This is a genomic window from Effusibacillus dendaii (assembly GCF_015097055.1).
Lineage (GTDB): Bacteria > Bacillota > Bacilli > Tumebacillales > Effusibacillaceae > Effusibacillus > Effusibacillus dendaii.
This window is the reverse complement of sequence record NZ_AP023366.1, coordinates 1,421,696-1,438,446: the sequence shown is the minus strand read 5'-3', so window position 1 is coordinate 1,438,446 and position 16,751 is coordinate 1,421,696. Positions and strand designations below refer to the sequence as shown.

General features: G+C 48.9%; 18 protein-coding genes, 1 pseudogene and 1 riboswitch. Of the genes and pseudogenes, 15 read left to right on the top strand and 4 right to left on the bottom strand.

What is annotated here, in order from left to right:
• Positions 1–13 precede the first annotated feature (13 nt).
• From skT53_RS07790 to skT53_RS07760, 7 genes are all read left to right on the top strand, one after another.
• Positions 14–988: a DMT family transporter gene (locus tag skT53_RS07790; RefSeq protein ID WP_200760531.1), complete on the top strand. Its 975-nt coding sequence runs from the start codon at positions 14–16 to the stop codon at positions 986–988.
• A gap of 25 nt (positions 989–1,013) precedes the next feature.
• Positions 1,014–1,484, top strand: a complete 471-nt coding sequence (locus skT53_RS07785) for a YwhD family protein (RefSeq protein WP_200760530.1) — start codon at positions 1,014–1,016, stop codon at positions 1,482–1,484.
• Entirely contained in the window at positions 1,481–2,380 is a 900-nt protein-coding gene (locus skT53_RS07780) for a DMT family transporter (protein WP_200760529.1), read from the top strand. The genes skT53_RS07785 and skT53_RS07780 overlap by 4 nt, the downstream gene beginning before the upstream one ends.
• Before the next feature lie 105 nt (positions 2,381–2,485).
• Complete coding sequence (locus skT53_RS07775) at positions 2,486–3,223, top strand: C40 family peptidase (RefSeq protein WP_200760528.1); 738 nt, start codon at positions 2,486–2,488, stop codon at positions 3,221–3,223.
• A gap of 150 nt (positions 3,224–3,373) precedes the next feature.
• Complete coding sequence (locus skT53_RS07770; RefSeq protein WP_200760527.1) at positions 3,374–4,834, top strand: aminotransferase class I/II-fold pyridoxal phosphate-dependent enzyme; 1,461 nt, start codon at positions 3,374–3,376, stop codon at positions 4,832–4,834.
• Positions 4,835–4,891: 57 nt separating this feature from the next.
• A riboswitch (cyclic di-AMP (ydaO/yuaA leader) is annotated at positions 4,892–5,055 on the top strand.
• Positions 5,056–5,838, top strand: a complete 783-nt coding sequence (locus skT53_RS07765; protein WP_200760526.1) for a 3D domain-containing protein — start codon at positions 5,056–5,058, stop codon at positions 5,836–5,838.
• A 96-nt stretch (positions 5,839–5,934) separates the two neighbouring features.
• Positions 5,935–7,794 (top strand): hypothetical protein, encoded by a 1,860-nt coding sequence (locus skT53_RS07760; protein ID WP_200760525.1) that lies wholly within the window; start codon positions 5,935–5,937, stop codon positions 7,792–7,794.
• A gap of 43 nt (positions 7,795–7,837) precedes the next feature.
• Here skT53_RS07760 and skT53_RS07755 read toward each other — a convergent pair whose 3' ends face one another.
• Positions 7,838–8,053, bottom strand: a complete 216-nt coding sequence (locus skT53_RS07755) for a hypothetical protein (protein ID WP_200760524.1) — start codon at positions 8,051–8,053, stop codon at positions 7,838–7,840.
• A gap of 134 nt (positions 8,054–8,187) precedes the next feature.
• A complete protein-coding gene (locus skT53_RS07750) occupies positions 8,188–8,382 on the bottom strand; it encodes a hypothetical protein (protein WP_200760523.1) in 195 nt (64 codons plus the stop codon).
• Between the two features lie 145 nt (positions 8,383–8,527).
• On the opposite strand from skT53_RS07750, the gene skT53_RS07745 reads away from it, so the two are divergent.
• The 3 genes and pseudogenes from skT53_RS07745 to skT53_RS07735 form a co-directional block, all read left to right on the top strand.
• Positions 8,528–8,806, top strand: a complete 279-nt coding sequence (locus tag skT53_RS07745; RefSeq protein ID WP_200760522.1) for a hypothetical protein — start codon at positions 8,528–8,530, stop codon at positions 8,804–8,806.
• Between the two features lie 37 nt (positions 8,807–8,843).
• The gene (locus skT53_RS07740; protein ID WP_200760521.1) at positions 8,844–9,410 is read left to right on the top strand and encodes a class I SAM-dependent methyltransferase; all 567 of its coding nucleotides are present in this window, start codon (positions 8,844–8,846) and stop codon (positions 9,408–9,410) included.
• Positions 9,411–9,657: 247 nt separating this feature from the next.
• A pseudogene (locus tag skT53_RS07735) lies at positions 9,658–9,894 on the top strand (HesB/IscA family protein); the annotation flags it as partial.
• A 53-nt stretch (positions 9,895–9,947) separates the two neighbouring features.
• Here skT53_RS07735 and skT53_RS07730 read toward each other — a convergent pair.
• Together skT53_RS07730 and skT53_RS07725 are read right to left on the bottom strand one after the other, a co-directional pair.
• Positions 9,948–10,283, bottom strand: coding sequence for a spore coat protein (locus skT53_RS07730; RefSeq protein WP_200760519.1), 336 nt, complete (start codon positions 10,281–10,283; stop codon positions 9,948–9,950).
• Between the two features lie 101 nt (positions 10,284–10,384).
• A complete protein-coding gene (locus skT53_RS07725) occupies positions 10,385–10,816 on the bottom strand; it encodes a hypothetical protein (RefSeq protein WP_200760518.1) in 432 nt (143 codons plus the stop codon).
• Between the two features lie 164 nt (positions 10,817–10,980).
• Between skT53_RS07725 and skT53_RS07720 the strand changes: the two genes are divergently transcribed.
• The 5 genes from skT53_RS07720 (at position 10,981) to skT53_RS07705 (ending at position 16,494) form a co-directional block, all read left to right on the top strand.
• Entirely contained in the window at positions 10,981–12,252 is a 1,272-nt protein-coding gene (locus skT53_RS07720) for an HD domain-containing protein (protein WP_200760517.1), read from the top strand.
• Between the two features lie 54 nt (positions 12,253–12,306).
• Entirely contained in the window at positions 12,307–12,438 is a 132-nt protein-coding gene (locus skT53_RS18835; RefSeq protein WP_264176003.1) for a hypothetical protein, read from the top strand.
• Between the two features lie 141 nt (positions 12,439–12,579).
• Positions 12,580–13,827: a glycosyltransferase family 2 protein gene (locus tag skT53_RS07715; RefSeq protein ID WP_200760516.1), complete on the top strand. Its 1,248-nt coding sequence runs from the start codon at positions 12,580–12,582 to the stop codon at positions 13,825–13,827.
• 129 nt (positions 13,828–13,956) lie between these two features.
• Positions 13,957–14,724, top strand: a complete 768-nt coding sequence (locus tag skT53_RS07710) for a class II aldolase/adducin family protein (RefSeq protein WP_226375372.1) — start codon at positions 13,957–13,959, stop codon at positions 14,722–14,724.
• Positions 14,725–14,946: 222 nt separating this feature from the next.
• The gene (locus skT53_RS07705; RefSeq protein WP_200760515.1) at positions 14,947–16,494 is read left to right on the top strand and encodes an acyl CoA:acetate/3-ketoacid CoA transferase; all 1,548 of its coding nucleotides are present in this window, start codon (positions 14,947–14,949) and stop codon (positions 16,492–16,494) included.
• The last annotated feature ends 257 nt before the right edge of the window (positions 16,495–16,751 follow it).

Genomic DNA, 16,751 nt, shown 5'->3' with positions numbered 1-16,751 from the left:
GAGAGGGTGCCCAATGAACGAAGAGCGATCTGTAAAGGCTTTGCTGTGGGCGGTTGTTGTGGTTTGGGGACTTAATGTCGTCATAGTCAAATTTCTGGTTGGCTATTTGCCGCCTGTAACGCTTGGAGCCATTCGGATCGGGATTGGAACGCTGGTTTTGCTGGCGACTTTGTTTTTTAAGAACGGATTTTCCCGCATTTCCTTAAAATCATGGCTCTATATTGCAGGGGCTGGTTTATCCGGAGTGGCGTTACATCAAATGACCTTGGCAATGGGATTAAAGTCGGCTAATGCGTCGACCGGTTCCTTAATCCTGGGACTCAATCCACTGGTTACTGGTGTGCTTGCTTACTTCCTGTTCCGTGAACCAATCGGATGGCAACGAATTGTCGGAATTGTGATGGGGTTTGCCGGGGTTTTTGTGGTGGTGATGGGGGATTCGCTGATGCAGGGAGCGACCAACCTGTTCCATTTGGGGAAAGGCGAATGGATCGTGATAGCAGCGATGCTTTTTTATGTGATTGCCGGATTGTTTATTAAAAAAGCGGCGGAGACCGTTCCGGTTTTGGTTGTTACTTCGTACATGAATCTGGTCGGCACGATCTTTCTTGCAATTGGATCTGTATTCGAATCGAAAGCGGTTGGCGGCATCCTCTGGCCAACCGACTGGTTCGTTTGGGGAGCGCTTTTGTTTTCCTCTGTTTTTGCAACCGCTGTTTGTGGAATCTGGTTTAATAATGGCATCCAAAAAATTGGCGCCGGTCCAACGGCGATGTATTTAAACGGAATGCCGGTTGCGAGCCTGGTGTTTGCTATCCTATTGCTGGGGGAAAGGTTTATCTGGCTGCATGCGGTCGGATTTGGTCTCGTGTTTGCCGGAATTTGGCTGGGTACAATCGGCAGACGGACACCCCGATTAAACGCCTCTGTCCAGACTGTGACAGCTCTGCAAGCTCGCAATTCGCAGCACGTGTCGGATAGTATTTGATGTATAACCAAGGAGTGAGATTTTTATGGAATTAAACCTGACTGCGAAATCGAGTCATGACACACCGGACGAATTTGCGTCCCTGTCGGCCGTAATTATCGATGGCGATCAGATATTTGTCGATAACGGGGCGATTCATGGCAAGAGCCGCGTCGAGCGGGGAATTCAGTTTGGCGCCACAAGCCCTGACCAGATACCAGGCGGGCGGCGGGTCAGCGTTGTCTGGGTCACACTGACAAAAGGAACGAACGGCATGGGGTACCATGGAGTTTGTGCTGCGATTCCGTTTCGGATTGACGCGGAGGCGAAACTCGGGTACAAGAGTTTGCCCGACCAGGTCAACAAAATGGGAGACGCGATGAAAGGGGCCATCAAAGTTGATCTGCTGGAAACCGGCGAGAAGACGAAACTGGCCAATTTTCTGAAAGAATTCCGGGATGGAGAACTTTGGAACAATGCCCGCCCGGAATTCCGTGAGGCTTTGCAAGTTCCATGAATCAGGCGAAAGGAATCTGGTTTGCTGTACTGTCCGCTTGCGGTTTTGGGGCGATGCCGATCTTTGCGAATTATGCTTACCGGGCCGGTGGTGACGTGATAACGGTACTGACCGGTCGTTTTTTATTTGCGGCGATCGCTTTATGGGTGATTGTGTGGGTTCGCAAGCTGCCTGTCCGAATTGGAAAATGGGCGGTTGTTCAATGTGTTTTGTTAGGGATGCTGGGCTATGCCGTTGTATCGTTCTGCTATTTTGCCTCCCTGAAATATATTTCCGCCTCGATGACGGCGATTCTTCTCTATCTGTATCCGGCCTTTGTGACAGTATTGAGCTTGTTGACCAGACAAGAGAAATGGCAGGCACGCAAAGGGGTTGCTTTGTTCTGTTCCTTTTTCGGGCTGCTGATGATTGTCGGATTGTCTGGCGGACAGATCAACCTGTTGGGGGTTCTGCTGGGAGGAGCAGCCGGGTTGCTTTACTCGTTCTTTATTTTGGTGAACCGTCAGGTCGGACTGGGACTGCCTGTTTTGACAATGACCGCCTTTCTGGTAACAGGCGCTTTTTTGGCATTTGCGGCGATTGGCCTGTTGAACCGTTCGATTCATCCGGTTATGGCCCCGTATGGATATCTGGCGATTTTGGCTATTTCCCTGTTTTCGACTGTGCTCGGCATCTGGCTTTTCAGTGCCAGCATTCAACTGATCGGCCCTGCTAATGCCTCCATTATTTCTATGTTTGAACCTGTGTTCACTATCCTGTTGGGGTATTTGCTGTTTGCGGAACGCATGACGCCGCTGCAAATGGCAGGGGCCCTGATGATTCTGTTGTCTTTGTTCATCCTGCAGTTGAAACTCCCGAATCGGACAGGCAAGAATACGCATACGGAAATCTCCTAATTCCATACCAGAATGGTAAATTTTACAGCTACCTTCCAGTATCTATCTTTTTTAAAATAGAATTGGAAACATTACCACAACTAGGTGATACTGGGAGGTACAGAGATGCGACATGGGAAACGTTATTGGAAAGGGATGCTGGCAGCAGGTGCCATGATCGCTGCCTTATCGATTCATGGAATGGCGGAAGCGGCTTTCGGAGATACCGTTTTGAAAACCGGAATGTCGAGTGCAGATGTGAAAACGTTACAGTCAGATTTGAAGCAGCTGGGTTATTTCTCAGCAACGGAAACCGGCTACTTTGGGTCGATCACCCGTGATGCGGTGGTCAAATTTCAACAAGCGAACGGGTTAACGGCCGATGGTGTCGTTGGGCCAAAAACATTCAGCGTTCTAAACAAACAAATTCCCCAAGAGCAACAAAACCCGCAAAACACATCAATCCCGCAAGAGAAACCTACCACGCAAGAGAAATCAATCCTGCAAGCCAATATTGTAGCAACAGCAAAAAAATATATAGGCGTACCCTATCTGTGGGGCGGCAACACACCGTCAGGATTTGACTGCTCCGGTTTTTCCAGTTACGTATTTGCCCAAAACGGACTGACGATTCCCCGCGTTTCGGCCGACCAGTACAAGAATGGGACACCGGTTGACCGAAGCAAACTGGAAGTCGGCGACCTGGTGTTTTTTACAACAACCCGTGTGGGCCCGTCGCATCTTGGAATTTACATTGGCGATGGACAATTTATTCATGCCAGTTCGTCGCAGGGCGTGATCATCTCTTCCCTGTCCAACTCCTATTGGAGCGCGCGCTATGTCGGAGCGAGACGTTATTTATAGCCTGAACATACGGAGCGAGAGGATATCTTTGCCTGAACATACGGTTTGCGTTTTTTTCTTTCCGGCTGGATAAGCTTCTGGTATACTACTTGCTGTTATGAAATGGGACTCCTGCAATGTCCCTTTTTGCAGAAAGGTCGGGAAGCTTGAATGAACAAACAGGAACAGGAACGTACGCCGCTTTTTACAATGCTTGTGGAACATGCAAAACGGGATCCGATTCAATTTCATATACCCGGCCACAAGAAAGGCAGTGGGATGTCGGCGGAATTTCGTGATTTTATCGGCTCAAACGCTCTATCCATCGATTTGATCAACATTGCTCCGCTTGACGATTTGCACAATCCGAAAGGGATGATTCGCGAAGCGCAGGAATTGGCGGCAAAAGCGTTTGGCGCAGACCATACATTTTTCTCTGTACAGGGTACTTCTGGGGCCATTATGACAATGGTCATGTCGGTCGTGGGACCGGGAGACAAACTGTTGGTGCCGCGGAATGTACACAAATCGGTGTCGGCAGCCATTATTCTGTCTGGTGCGCAACCGGTCTTCATGCACCCGGAACTTGATCCAAATCTTGGAATTGCGCATGGCGTCTCTTACCAGACGGTCGAGCGTACATTGCAGCAACATCCGGATGCAAAAGGAATTTTGTTGATCAACCCGACCTATTTTGGAGTGTCATGCGATTTAAAATCGATCGTGGATATGGCGCATGAGAGGGGAATTCCTGTGATTGTGGACGAAGCGCATGGTGTTCACATCCATTTTCATGAAAAATTGCCGTTGTCTGCCATGCAGGCAGGTGCCGACATGGCGGCTACCTCCGTTCACAAGCTGGGCGGTTCGATGACGCAGAGTTCTGTCTTGAATGTGAAAGAGGGATTGGTCAATCCGAACCATGTGCAGTCGATTCTGTCGATGCTGACCACTACGTCCACCTCCTATGTGCTGTTGGCTTCGCTGGATACAGCGAGGAAACATTTGGCGATCAACGGTCACGATATGCTTGACAAAGCACTCGAACTGGCGGATTATGCCCGCCAAGAGATTAACCGAATCGACGGACTGTATTGTTTCGGCAAAGAAATTCTGCACAACTCATCCGTTTATGACCTGGACCCCCTGAAATTAACCGTTTCCGTTGTGAAATTGGGGATTACCGGGTATGATGTGGAGCGTATTTTGCGGGAAGAGTTTAATATTGAAGTGGAATTGTCGGACCTCTACAATATTCTGTGCATCGTGACAGGCGGCGATACAAGGGAAACGATCGATGCTTTGCTGAATGCCCTGCGTCGGATTGCGGAGCGTCATGTGTACCAAACCGGGAAACCGATGGTACAGGTGCGTCTGCCGGAAATTCCACGGTTGGCCATGTCGCCTCGTGAGGCGTTCTATTCAGAAACAGAGGTAGTTCCTTTTGATGAAGCGATCGGACGGACATTTGCCGAATTGGTAATGGTGTATCCGCCGGGAATTCCCATCCTGATGCCGGGAGAAATTGTCACTCGCGAGAATATTGAGTATATCCGGGAACATATGAAAGCGGGGTTGCCGGTGCAAGGACCGGATGATCCTGACATTGCACAGGTGAAAGTCGTAAAATAAGCTTTTTTCCAGCAGATTCCTAATGATTTTTTACTTTCAATTTCGTATAATTTACAGGAATTTTACAAGCCGAATCCGCGCATGCGTGACTTTGTTCGCATGCTGAAGTACGGAGGAACCGTTTTTTGGGGTGAAAGGACCGGAGAGCAACGATTTTCCGGAACAAGGGTACCTTCTACCGAACCCGTCAGCTAACTTCGGAGGCTTAGGAAGGAGACTGTATGTTACGTATTAAGGCTACATGTGCTTTGTTTGCATTCCTTTTTTTACCAGTTGAAGGGCAAGCCCATCACGTAGGGGATCTGCCTGATTTGATCAAATTGGCCGATTTGTCCAGTAAAGTGGATGATCGGCAGACAGGCCAATTTTTATCTCCGGCAATAGTCAGTGCCGGACAGCAAGCTGCCCCTCAAAATAGTGGACAAGTTTTTCCGGTAGGCGAACAAACGGTTCAACCAGTCGGAAAAGCTGTTCAACCGAACGAACAAGCTGCGCAATCGAACGGAGAAATGGCGCAGTTGGGTGGACAAACTGCTCCCCAGAGCGATCAAGCCGCCAGTCAAAACTACCGGCCGAATACGGTTGCTGTTGACAGTACGCATATAGCAGCAAGCCGCAGCGGTCTTTCCGCGTTGAGAGAAGCGACTCCAACCGTTGTAAAAGTGGCGCAGACAGTTGGAACGACCGAAGGAAAAACATTGGCGATGCGGGCCACCGCATACGGTCCATCTGATGTGAATTGGAAAAATGGCGGCAAGACCTATTCCGGAACGACTGTCCGGCAAGGTGTCATTGCTGTTGATCCAAACGTGATTCCTATCGGGACAAAAGTTTGGATTTCCGGTTACTCAAATCCGAATCTGCCGCCAGATGGCTTTCAGGCGGTAGCGGAGGACACAGGCGGGAAAATTCGCGGCAACCGGATTGACATATACATCGATACAGATGCGCAAGGTATCAGTCAATTTGGCGTACAGAATGTTCAAGTTCGTATGTTAAACTAAAAAGTTCCAATCGAGAAAGGGGCCTGTATAATCAGGTTCCTTTTTTTGCATTCTAGAAAATGGAACTGAAATCGTTAGGATAGAAAGAGGGATTGCATGAAACGCGGCAGCGGGCGGATAATCAGATTCTTTCAACTTTTTATTCTATGCCTCAGTCTCTTACAGGTTACGCCTGCGGCCGCCTGGGGGCAACAGGAGAATCAGGTGATTGTGGTGGTCATTCCCGGTTTGAAATGGGACCTGTTATCCAGCCAGGCGACACCTCATTTACTGGATATGGCGGCCGCAGGCGGCGCGGCTAATGTATCGATCCCTGTACGTAAAACGGAGGGGATTGAGGCGGCAGAATCCCTCATTCGACAAACAGGTGGAAGGGTGGAACGGATCGGACCGGAAACAGTTGGCGAAGAACAGATGTACAAGCGATATTTGGCTTTGCGCGACCACAGCAACCTGTTGACGGTTCAATTCAATCGACTGGAGCGGTTGACTGAACGACAACAGTTGAAGGCTGCCGACCGATTTGTCGGGAATTTGCTGCAGGACGTGGATTTGAAACATCTGCTGCTGGTGACGAGTGATCTGTCAACTGCCGGACAAGATCGAGGTCCTTGTTCCGCTGGCATACTGCTGGTCAGCGGCGGCGGAGTTGATCCAAATTCGCTGCTCAGTTCGAATGGCACACGTCAAATCGGGTTAGTCTCTGTACGGGATATGAATCCTACCATATTGGCACATTTAGGGCTGCCCGAACACCCTAACACAGGCGGTGAAGTCATCGGATCCTTGATGTGGTCCGGTTCGACGCTGCCGTATTTGCAGGATCAGGTCCATCAAATATCACTGGTCAACCGGGTGCGCCCTTATATGGTTAAAGGGTTTGTTTTCGGTATGCTGGTCGTGCTGATAGGGTCCATCAGCAGCCGACTGGCGCCTGTCCGTTTTGCTGATAAATGGGGAGTTCTTTTAACCGGATTATTGACGATGCCATCCGTGTTTCTGCTCTTGCCGATCCTTGGCTACCGAGACGTTGCCGATTTAACTGTCAAATGCGGGATTCTGTCGGCGATCCTGTTTGTCGCGCTGACGCTGTTTAAGACACAGAGGGGGAGACTCTTTTTCCTGTCTGCGATGACAGTTGGACTGGTCCTGCCAGATCTGCTGCAGCAGGGATACTGGATGAAGAATTCGGTGCTTGGCTACGATTTGTTGGCAGGGGATCGCTATTACGGAATCGGCAACGAATATATGGGAATTTTGATTGGGGCTGTGCTGCTGCTGTACTATTTAGCCAGTCAGCGCTATGTGGAGTGGAAAACGATTATTCAGGCTTTTTCCTTTCTTGTATTTGGTGCAATCATTTATCTGCTGGCGTCTCCCCGCTTGGGGACGAATGCGGGAGGGGCGGTGGCCGCTTCGATCGCTTTTATGTATGTGGCGGCGGTCGAAAGAGCAGCGATTTTTTATAAAAAATGGGTCTGGGTGGTTGCCGGAACGGCGGTTCTGGCAAGCGGCATACTGGCTATCAATCTGTTGGTCCCCTATGAACAGCAGAGCCATATCGGACGTATATGTTCACTGCTTTTAAATGGCGGATTCGATGAATTTTTTGCTATCATCCATCGAAAATGGCTTTTAAACTGGTATTTGTTGCGTGTATCTCCTTGGGGAATGCTCTTGTGTGTGACCCTGCTCGTGCTGTTTGCCCATCAGTTTTGGACGGATTGGTTTCGTACGCTTACCCCGGCGGAGGGGCGGATGGTGCAATCGTTCGCGGTGGCAGCATTGGCCGTTTTTCTATTGAATGATTCGGGAGTGATTGCAGCGACCGGAGTCTTGCTGTTTGCGGCGGTAACGGTGTTGACGAACGCAATGGTGAAGACGGGCATCATCCAACAGGCAATTGTGGCTGACAATGCAGCGAAAGACGACCGGGAGGATGTTAGCAAGGTGTAAAACAAAAGGGATTCCATTTGACGGAATCCCTTTCTCCTAAAAATTAGTAGGCGTACGGATAAGCGCCTGCGGCCGGGTAACCGTAGCCGTAACCAGCGCCGTAAGCGCCTGCGACTCCCACTCCGGCAGGGCCGCAGCCGCAAGGTTTCGCCGCAGCAACCCCAGCATACGGAACCCCCGGCACCAGCAAGAAGAACAGCACGAAAATAATCAGGAATACAATAGCCCATTGGGTCCAACCGCCAAAAACTCCTGTCATTGTTTTGCCCTCCCTTCACGTTTACATCAATAGTAAATTCGTGAAGGATGCAATAGGTAACGGACAGATACCCTAACCGCAAGCCTATTTTCCAGGGGAACGCCCGTACATACCGGTCGAGGAAACAAGGTACGCTATTCACGGGAGGACAGATATTCCCGCCAAACTTTCCGATAGGGGTTGTCGACTACTTCCGGATCGGTCTGTTCTTCTTCCAAAATCGTATATTTCACTTCTTCGTTCCAGGAACCATTCTGTTTAAAATAAGTGACCAGCCCAACAATCAACAACAACTGCAGAATGAGCAAAGCGATCACCCACATATGCATTAGAGTTTTTCCTCCCCGTATCGGTAGTGTACAAGTTTCGGTAAAATGTTATAACGGTAGATAATGTGTGTGTAAAATGTTCGATGCGGGAAATTGGTTTTCCTGCATCCGTTTGCAGCCAATTCTGATAAAAGGGAGGGATCTGATGGAAGGAAATCAATGCTGTAAATGCGACAACCGGGTGGATGAACACCATGTGATGTGTGATGCGTGTTTTACCGAACTGAGGGAGCAGGCGTTTCACCGCTTGCTGCAACTGAAAGAGCATCCGGAAATTCCTGTTTCGATCAAAGAATTGAGAACGAGGCTGGCGCTCGATTTTGAACAGGTGGAGAAAGACCCGGATGCAGAACGGTTCAGAACATCTGCAGCAAAGTTTTTTTTGGCAAACGATTATCCGGGTCACTATCGGTTTAAAGGTTGAAGTACAATAGAGAGAAGAGACAAGGGGAGGAGTTTGCATGGGACATCGTTTTAATCCAAATAAAGTTCATAAACTGGACAATCCGAAACGGCGGGAACTGTTGCCGCCGGAAGAAACTCTTGCTGCGTTACATATACAAGACGGGGACAATGTTGCGGATATCGGCGTAGGAATTGGTTATTTTGCCATTCCAGCCGCTCGTTTGACATCTGGCACAGTGTATGGAATTGATGTGGAACCGCAGATGCTTGAGATGTTAAAGGAAAAATGCGAGGCAGCGGGTATTTCCAATCTCCGGATGGTTCAAAGCGAAGCGGAGCAGATCAATCTGCCGGACAGCAGCGTAGAAAAAGTGATATGTGCCTTTATGCTGCATGAGTTGAACGATTTGCGGCAGGGGCTTTTGGAAATGAAGCGGATTTTACGGCCCGGTGGCAAAGTGCTGATTCTCGATTGGGAGAAGAAAGAGACACAGTCAGGCCCGCCGGTGGAAGAACGGCTGGCGGCGGAATTTTTGCAGAGCGAGCTGGAAAAAACAGGTTTTCGTCCGCAACTTTCACGGCCACACGATAGTTTTTATCTGATTTTAGCTGAATTGGTGTAAGCAGATTCAATTGGGACACCCTAAATGTGTGTTGGTGTATTTTTAAATGACAAAAGTGTAAGGTATCAGACTTTTCTCGTTTTCAGTACTATGTTAAAATAGCTCTAGAACTCAACGAAAGGGGAGAGATGCAATGGTAACATTGACCGAATCTGCTGCAAGTAAAGTAAAAACCTTGCTTGCGGATAAAGGGGAAGACATGGCTCTCCGGATTTTTGTAAAATCTGGCGGCTGAAGCGGCTTCTCATATGGAATGGCACTGGATCGTGCCAAGGAGCAAGATCAAGTATTTACAGAAAATGGAGTTAAGGTTCTGGTTGACATGAACAGCGCGCAATATTTGAACGGCGCTGAAGTGGACTATGTGGATTCCCTGATGGGAGCCGGTTTTAAAATCAGCAACCCGAACGCAACGTCCAGCTGCGGTTGCGGCAGTTCATTTCGCACAGCAAATGACGCCGGGAAACCGGGCGCCTGCTCGTAATTAAAGAATGAAAAGCCTATGGATGCAAGTGTCCATAGGCTTTTTTTTCGATTTCAGTGGCTATACACATTCATGGGTTGCTGATAGGGCACTTGCTGATAAATATGTCCCAGCGTCGTCATCGTTTGTTGGGGAGCGTAAACAACCGGGTAATACCCTTTGCGAGCCATATATTGCCAAACTTCATATGCTTGATGGGAACACATACGAAACGCATCTTCCAGGAAGCCTCGGAGACGCGGAACAGTCGTTTCAAATGCCGCCCAAGCATAGTCCCGTCCGGATCGTTTCAGTGTAAGCAGGTAAGAGGTAGCAATGGCACGGTCATCCAATCTGTTTAACCTGACTTCCGGCTGGATTGGCGGATACGGCTGGTTTGTTTGTTGCATCCCATTCGTATACGCCGGAAGCGGCGGAACCTTTGTGGTCTAAACTCCGGCTTTCGCCTGATTTAGTATGACAACGGGGATTCTGTTATGTGAAGAGTTCTTCACTTGGTAACGTAATGCAAATGTTTATGCAAAGTTTCCAGTACCTCTTTGTCGAAAACATCCGAGTCTGGATCCTTCTCAAAAATCGCCTTTAATTCATACGCCGCTTCCAGCACATACATCTTCTCGGCGGCATCCCTGGTTTTAGCGGTGGAAATGCTGTCAAGGTCAGGGTGAAACGCGATGTATCCCAATTCAACGCGGGGTGCGTAATGATTTTCCACCACTTTTTTCAAAGCGTTAAGGCAGTGCCATTCATTAAGAAAGCTCGGGTTTTGCAACGGCGGATTTTGCGGTGATTCCCCTGTCTCTGTGGGTTGCTTCTGTACCGGCATTTCCAGCCAAGTTTTCATCAAATGTATTACGTCATCTTGTTGATGCGGGGTGAGCCGATCGAACAATGAAAGCAACTGTTCACGGTTGGCGTCCATTTGCTTTACTCCTTTAGGACCGTTGGTCGTTGATTTATACGTTTACATTATAACACAATCAATAGTTGAGAACGATTCTCTTTGCAAGCTGTTTTTAAAAAAATATGGTACTCTTTTAGAAAGACCGGGTTTTGTTGGAAACATATGCGAGGGAGGAAGCGGATTTGCCGACGCAATGGTTTGCCGAAGAAAAAGTACTGAAAGACCCGATACACGACTGGATTTACATAAAAGATCCGTTAATCTGGAATCTGATCAACACCAGAGCGTTTCAACGCTTGCGGCGGATTAAACAACTCGGTACTTCCTACCTGGTATTTCATGGATCGGAACACAGCAGGTTAACCCATTCTCTGGGAACTTATGAAACGATGCGCAAGCTGCTGTCCCATTTTCATCGCAATCATGGCTGGCCGGATGAGGAAAGAGTGGAAAAACTGGCCCTATGCGCGGCGTTGCTGCACGATATTGGACATGGTCCGTTTTCTCATTCGTTTGAAACTGCTTTTCAAACTCATCACGAGAATTGGACACAGCGAATTTTAATGGAGGATTCGGAGGTAAACGGAATCTTGCGGTCGGTTGACGAACAGTTTCCGCAGGATGTGGCTGGCATTATTGCCAAAGATAGCAAATACCCTCTGCTGGTGCAGATTATTTCCAGCCAGTTGGATGTGGACCGGATGGATTATTTATTGCGTGACGCATTCAATACGGGAGTCATTTACGGAAAATATGAATTGGAGCGTTTAATTCGGGTTATGCGTCCCTATGAGAACGATATTGTGATCAAAAGCTCTGGCATTCATACGGTAGAACAATATGTGTTGGCCCGTTATTTCATGTACACACAGGTGTACTTGCATCACAAAACAGTAGGCAGTGATCTGTTGCTGCGGTCCGTCATGCTGCGGGCAAAAGCTCTGTTTGGTAAAGGCCTTTTACAATACCATCCGGTTGAACTGGTTCCTTTCTTCAGTAAACGGGAGTCTGATATACAGGTGTCAGAGTATCTGAGTCTCGACGAATCGATTATGCTGCATGCATTTCAACGTTGGCGGTCAGAATCGGATCCCATTTTGGCCGATCTGGCGAGCCGTTTTCTGGATCGTCGCCTGTTTGCTTCCGTCGCGTGCGACAAGCAGACAGAAGACAGTCTGCAGGAAATGCGTGACGCGTTTCAAGCCACGGGACTTGATCCGCACTATTATTTGATTTACCAAGAGATTGCCACAGGCGGGTTTCTTTACAAAGAGGGGATTCGCGTGATCGACGAACAGGGAATGCTGCGGGAGATTCACGAGGTGTCTCATCTGATCAATTCATTGGTGCCGGAAATCAGATACAGACTGTATTATCCTAAAGACGCGATTACGGCGGACGGGGAATTTGCATCCCTGTATGACCGACTGCAGCAGTTGAAAACCGGAAATTAAAAACCTGTCATATATGTTCAATCTGGATCGTAAGAAAAAACGGGAGCTTGTTTTATGAAATCGGTATTTACAGTGTTATTTTCTGTTATCTTTATGGCAATGCGGGGCGAGAAGGATTTATTGGCTGAATGGCGAAATGGATTAGGAGAACTTGGCAGCTACATACCAGAAAATAGAGAATCGTGATTCGGTTTCATAAGAAATATCGTTAAATTGACGTTTTTCCGTTAAAAAAGAGATTCATCCCACTTGTGTGTGTTTTACAACACGTGCTATAGTAAATTGTTGTTTTTACCCTTTGGAATAAAAAAGTGAGGGAAAGTCTTTATGAGTATGCTTGGATCCGTGATGGACGGTGCGTTTATTATCCTGCAAGTCCTAGTGGGAGTTACAAGCGCGTATCTTGCGGGAATGGCATTTTTTGGCTTATATCACAAAAAAGAAAAAATTACGGTTCCTCCCGAAAAAACGTTTGCTGTAATCGTGGCGGCGCATAACGAGGAGGAAGTGATTGAACCATTAATCGATAATCTGAAAAAAATGGATTATCCGAAGGAACTGTATGATATCTACGTAATCTGCGACAACTGCAGCGACGGAACGGCCAACATCGTAAGAAAGTCAGGCGCAATCCCTTGCGAACGGTTTGACGAAACGAAACGCGGCAAAGGGTACGCGATCGAATGGATGCTGGAACGTTTGTGGGCGCAGGAAAAACAGTATGATGCCGTCGTAATGTTTGATGCGGACAACCTGGCAGCAACCGATTTTCTGCTGCACATGAATCAGAAATTGGTGAATGGCGCACGCGTGATTCAGGGCTATCTGGATACGAAAAATCCGTATGACTCGTGGATCTCGATTTCGTACTGTATCTCCTATTACTTTACCAATCGGATGTGGCAACTCCCGAGGTTTAACTTGGGGTTGGCCAACGCTCTTGGTGGTACTGGCATTTGCATCGAATCCCAGCTCCTGAAGGAGATGGGATGGGGCGCCCATTCCCTGACGGAGGACGTAGAATTCACAGCCCGTTGTGTGGAACGGGGCGTATACCCGGTTTGGGCGCATGATGCAATCGTTTATGACGAAAAGCCGAATACGATGAAAGCCTCATGGAATCAGCGCTTGCGTTGGATGCAGGGACATTTCGACTGTGCCTCGCGCTTCTTGTGGCCGCTTTTGGTGAAAAGCATTAAAACTCGCAATTGGGCGATGCTTGATGCAGCCTTGTATCTGTTCCAGCCGATGCGGCTGCTTATGATTTTCCTGATTACGGTGATTCTCTATCTGCAGTGGGTGATGCCTTCCTGGTGGTCCGTTACCGATGTGCAAAAGCTGTTGTTCCCCACGCAGTATTGGACTATTGTGAGCATTCTGATTTACGCTCAATTGCCGCTTTCCATGCTGTTGGAAAAAGCGAACTGGCGTGCTTATGTAGGCTTGATTGGCTATCCGGTGTTTCTGCTTACTTGGTTTCCGATCACCGTCGTAGCGTACTTTACGAAAAACAATAAGACATGGAGCCACACGGCTCATAATCGCGGAATTCGGGTGGAAGAATTGCCGAGGTAAAGAGGTCGATCCGTCAAACGGTTACGTTTGGCGGTTTTTTTTACGCTCAATTTGTTTTTTGTATGTTACAATTATTCTGAATCGTGTTACAGATAGAATCGAAAGCAATCGAAACCGGGGGGGATTTTAATGGCGAGAGGAACCATGCGGATCACGATGCCGCCGACTTTTGAAACAGTGGAGGAAGAAAGAAGATATCGGAAAGAGCGGCTGGCAGCGGCGTTTCGGCTTTTTTCATTATTCGGGTTTGATGAAGGGGTGGCCGGACACATTACCGCGAGAGATCCGGAAAAACCGGACCATTTCTGGGTGAATCCGTTTGGTATGCATTTCAGTCAGATTCGAGTCTCCGATTTGATACTGGTGAACCATCTAGGGGAAGTGGTGGAAGGTGACCGGCCGGTAAACGGGGCTGCGTTTGCCATTCACTCCGAAGTCCATAAGGCCCGACCTGATGTGATTGCCGCTGCGCATGCCCACTCTGTTTATGGAAAAACGTGGTCCGCATTGGGACGACTGCTTGACCCTATCACACAGGATGCTTGCGCATTTTATCAGGATCACTCTTTGTTTGATGACTATACGGGAGTCGTACTGGATACGGAAGAAGGAAGAAGGATTGGACAGACTCTAGGTAATCACAAGGCGGTTATTTTGCGGAATCATGGACTTCTAACGGTGGGTCATACAGTGGAAGAAGCGGCATGGTGGTTTATAACCATGGAACGCTCCTGTCAAGCACAGCTTATGGCGGAAGCGGCAGGCAAACCGATTCTGATCGAACCGGAGAATGCTGCTCTGACGCAAACGCAGGTAGGCAGCCACCTGGCAGGTTGGTTCAGTTTTCAACCGCTATGGGACAAAATTGTCAGATTGCAACCGGATCTTCTGGAATAGTGGCGACATAAGGGAAATCAGACATAAGGGAAATCAAACGAAGCACGGAATGCAAACTTGGGTTGCATTCCGTTTTTATTGCTGGAACGGAGTATGGGTACGCGTCTGCGGTTTCGGTCACACGGACAGAGACGCCAAATTGGACGAGCAGACGGGCCGGTGCTATTATAGGAGCAGACGAAATTGGGTAACGCATCGAGATAGTGGCAGAAGGAGAGGCCTATGGAGATTTTATCGGCAAAACAGGCGGCTGAAAAAATACCTGACGGAGCAACTGTCCTCTATGACGGGTATATCGGGTTCGGCCACCCGGAAGAACTGACGAAAGCGATTGCGGAACGATTTCGCAACAGCGGTCACCCGCATTTGCTAACTGTCATTCACGCGGCAGGACAGGGAGATGGCAAAGACCGGGGCATGAACCATTTCGCCCAACCGGGCATGATCAAACGGATCATCGGTTCCCATTTTTCTATGACGCCGAAACTGGCTGAAATGATTGTCTCGGGCGAAATTGAAGCGTTTGCATTGCCGCAAGGCGTTATGTGTCATCTGTACCGCGAGACAGCCGCAAAACGACCCGGCCTATTTTCAAAAATCGGACTTCATACATACGTGGATCCCCGTCTGGAAGGAGCCAAATGCAATGACCGTACAGAGGGGCAGATCGTTGAACTGACAGAATGGAACGGCGAGGAATATCTGTTTTACAGGGCTTTTCAACCGGATGTTGCAGTTCTGAGAGGCACGTTTGCGGATACGGCAGGCAACATATCGCAGCATAAAGAAGCCCTTTCTCTGGATGTCCTGCCTATTGCGCAAGCGGTCCGCAATCATGGCGGAATCGTCATTGTACAGGTCGAATCGGTCGCCGCTCAGGGCAGCATCCAGCCGAGAGAAGTGGCAATACCAGGCGATCTGGTGGATTATGTGGTGGTGGCCCAGCCTGAAAATCATAAACAGACATGGAATGTGAGACATGATCCCCGCTTTTATACGGCAGCGGAAGGGGAGGTCGATTACCCCGTGCTTCCGTTCGATATCCGGAAAGTGATTGCCCGCCGTGGAGCGCTGGAACTTACGCCAAACAAGACTCATATTTTCGGGATTGGAATTCCAGACAGCGTGCTGACGGTGGCTGCGGAAGAAGGGGTGGCATCATCCCTGTCTGTTTATTTGGATTCGGGCGCAATTGGCGGAGTACCGGCCACGGGACTGGAGTTTGGCGCCGCCTTTAACCCGACCGCCATTTTGCCGCAGCATCAGCAGTTCGATTTTATTCACGGCGGCGGAATCCATACGGCGTTTCTCGGTATGGCCCAGGCCGACTCAAAAGGGAATGTGAACGTCAGCAAATTTAACGGTCAATTGATCGGAGCAGGAGGTTTTATCGATATTGCCCACAGTTGTCGTAAGGTTGTGTTTATGGGAACGTTCACAGCAGCCGGGTTGAAAGTGGAGCTTGCGGAGGGGCGGTTGCGGATCGTACAGGAAGGAAGGATTAAAAAGTTTGTGGAACAGGTGGAACAGATTACATTCAGTGGAAAAATGGCCCACCTGCTGAAGCAGGAAGTGCTGTTTGTAACCGAGCGGGCCGTGTTCCGAATGGCTGACGGACAGCTGCAGTTGACCGAATATGCGCCGGGTATCGATGTGGAAAAGGATATTCTTGCGCTGCTCGGTTTCCCGGTAAAACTTGCTGACAGTTTGGAACAGATGGATCCTCGTATATTTATTGATACGCGGCTGGAGCTGGCAAATCAATTTTAATGAGCGGAGACACGGTTGCCGTCTGTACGACACATGCATAAACAGCTCTCATTCCGTGTGACCGAAACCGGACCCGTCACGGTGTATTCATACGCCGCGAATCGCTTGTTCCGAAACGGTCCGTTTTCGATCTACACGGTACGAGAGCCATGCATGCGAGTTGTTTGACGGCAACCCTGTCTCCTTCGCTGCTAGATTTCACGCAGTGCAAGAGCGGACGTGCAGTGTAAGCACATACAGATGTATCGCCACCAGCG

Bases quoted from the DNA above. Each gene is read 5' to 3' on its own strand.
- skT53_RS07770 (WP_200760527.1), top strand. From the start codon at position 3,374: ATGAACAAACAGGAACAGGAACGTACGCCGCTTTTTACAATGCTTGTG.
- skT53_RS07725 (WP_200760518.1), bottom strand. From the start codon at position 10,816: ATGGACGCCAACCGTGAACAGTTGCTTTCATTGTTCGATCGGCTCACC.
- skT53_RS07745 (WP_200760522.1), top strand. From the start codon at position 8,528: ATGGAAGGAAATCAATGCTGTAAATGCGACAACCGGGTGGATGAACAC.
- skT53_RS07705 (WP_200760515.1), top strand. From the start codon at position 14,947: ATGGAGATTTTATCGGCAAAACAGGCGGCTGAAAAAATACCTGACGGA.
- skT53_RS07740 (WP_200760521.1), top strand. From the start codon at position 8,844: ATGGGACATCGTTTTAATCCAAATAAAGTTCATAAACTGGACAATCCG.
- skT53_RS07760 (WP_200760525.1), top strand. From the start codon at position 5,935: ATGAAACGCGGCAGCGGGCGGATAATCAGATTCTTTCAACTTTTTATT.
- skT53_RS07710 (WP_226375372.1), top strand. From the start codon at position 13,957: ATGGCGAGAGGAACCATGCGGATCACGATGCCGCCGACTTTTGAAACA.
- skT53_RS07775 (WP_200760528.1), top strand. From the start codon at position 2,486: ATGCGACATGGGAAACGTTATTGGAAAGGGATGCTGGCAGCAGGTGCC.
- skT53_RS18835 (WP_264176003.1), top strand. From the start codon at position 12,307: ATGAAATCGGTATTTACAGTGTTATTTTCTGTTATCTTTATGGCAATG.
- skT53_RS07780 (WP_200760529.1), top strand. From the start codon at position 1,481: ATGAATCAGGCGAAAGGAATCTGGTTTGCTGTACTGTCCGCTTGCGGT.
- skT53_RS07790 (WP_200760531.1), top strand. From the start codon at position 14: ATGAACGAAGAGCGATCTGTAAAGGCTTTGCTGTGGGCGGTTGTTGTG.
- skT53_RS07750 (WP_200760523.1), bottom strand. From the start codon at position 8,382: ATGCATATGTGGGTGATCGCTTTGCTCATTCTGCAGTTGTTGTTGATT.
- skT53_RS07755 (WP_200760524.1), bottom strand. From the start codon at position 8,053: ATGACAGGAGTTTTTGGCGGTTGGACCCAATGGGCTATTGTATTCCTG.
- skT53_RS07730 (WP_200760519.1), bottom strand. From the start codon at position 10,283: ATGCAACAAACAAACCAGCCGTATCCGCCAATCCAGCCGGAAGTCAGG.
- skT53_RS07715 (WP_200760516.1), top strand. From the start codon at position 12,580: ATGAGTATGCTTGGATCCGTGATGGACGGTGCGTTTATTATCCTGCAA.
- skT53_RS07785 (WP_200760530.1), top strand. From the start codon at position 1,014: ATGGAATTAAACCTGACTGCGAAATCGAGTCATGACACACCGGACGAA.
- skT53_RS07765 (WP_200760526.1), top strand. From the start codon at position 5,056: ATGTTACGTATTAAGGCTACATGTGCTTTGTTTGCATTCCTTTTTTTA.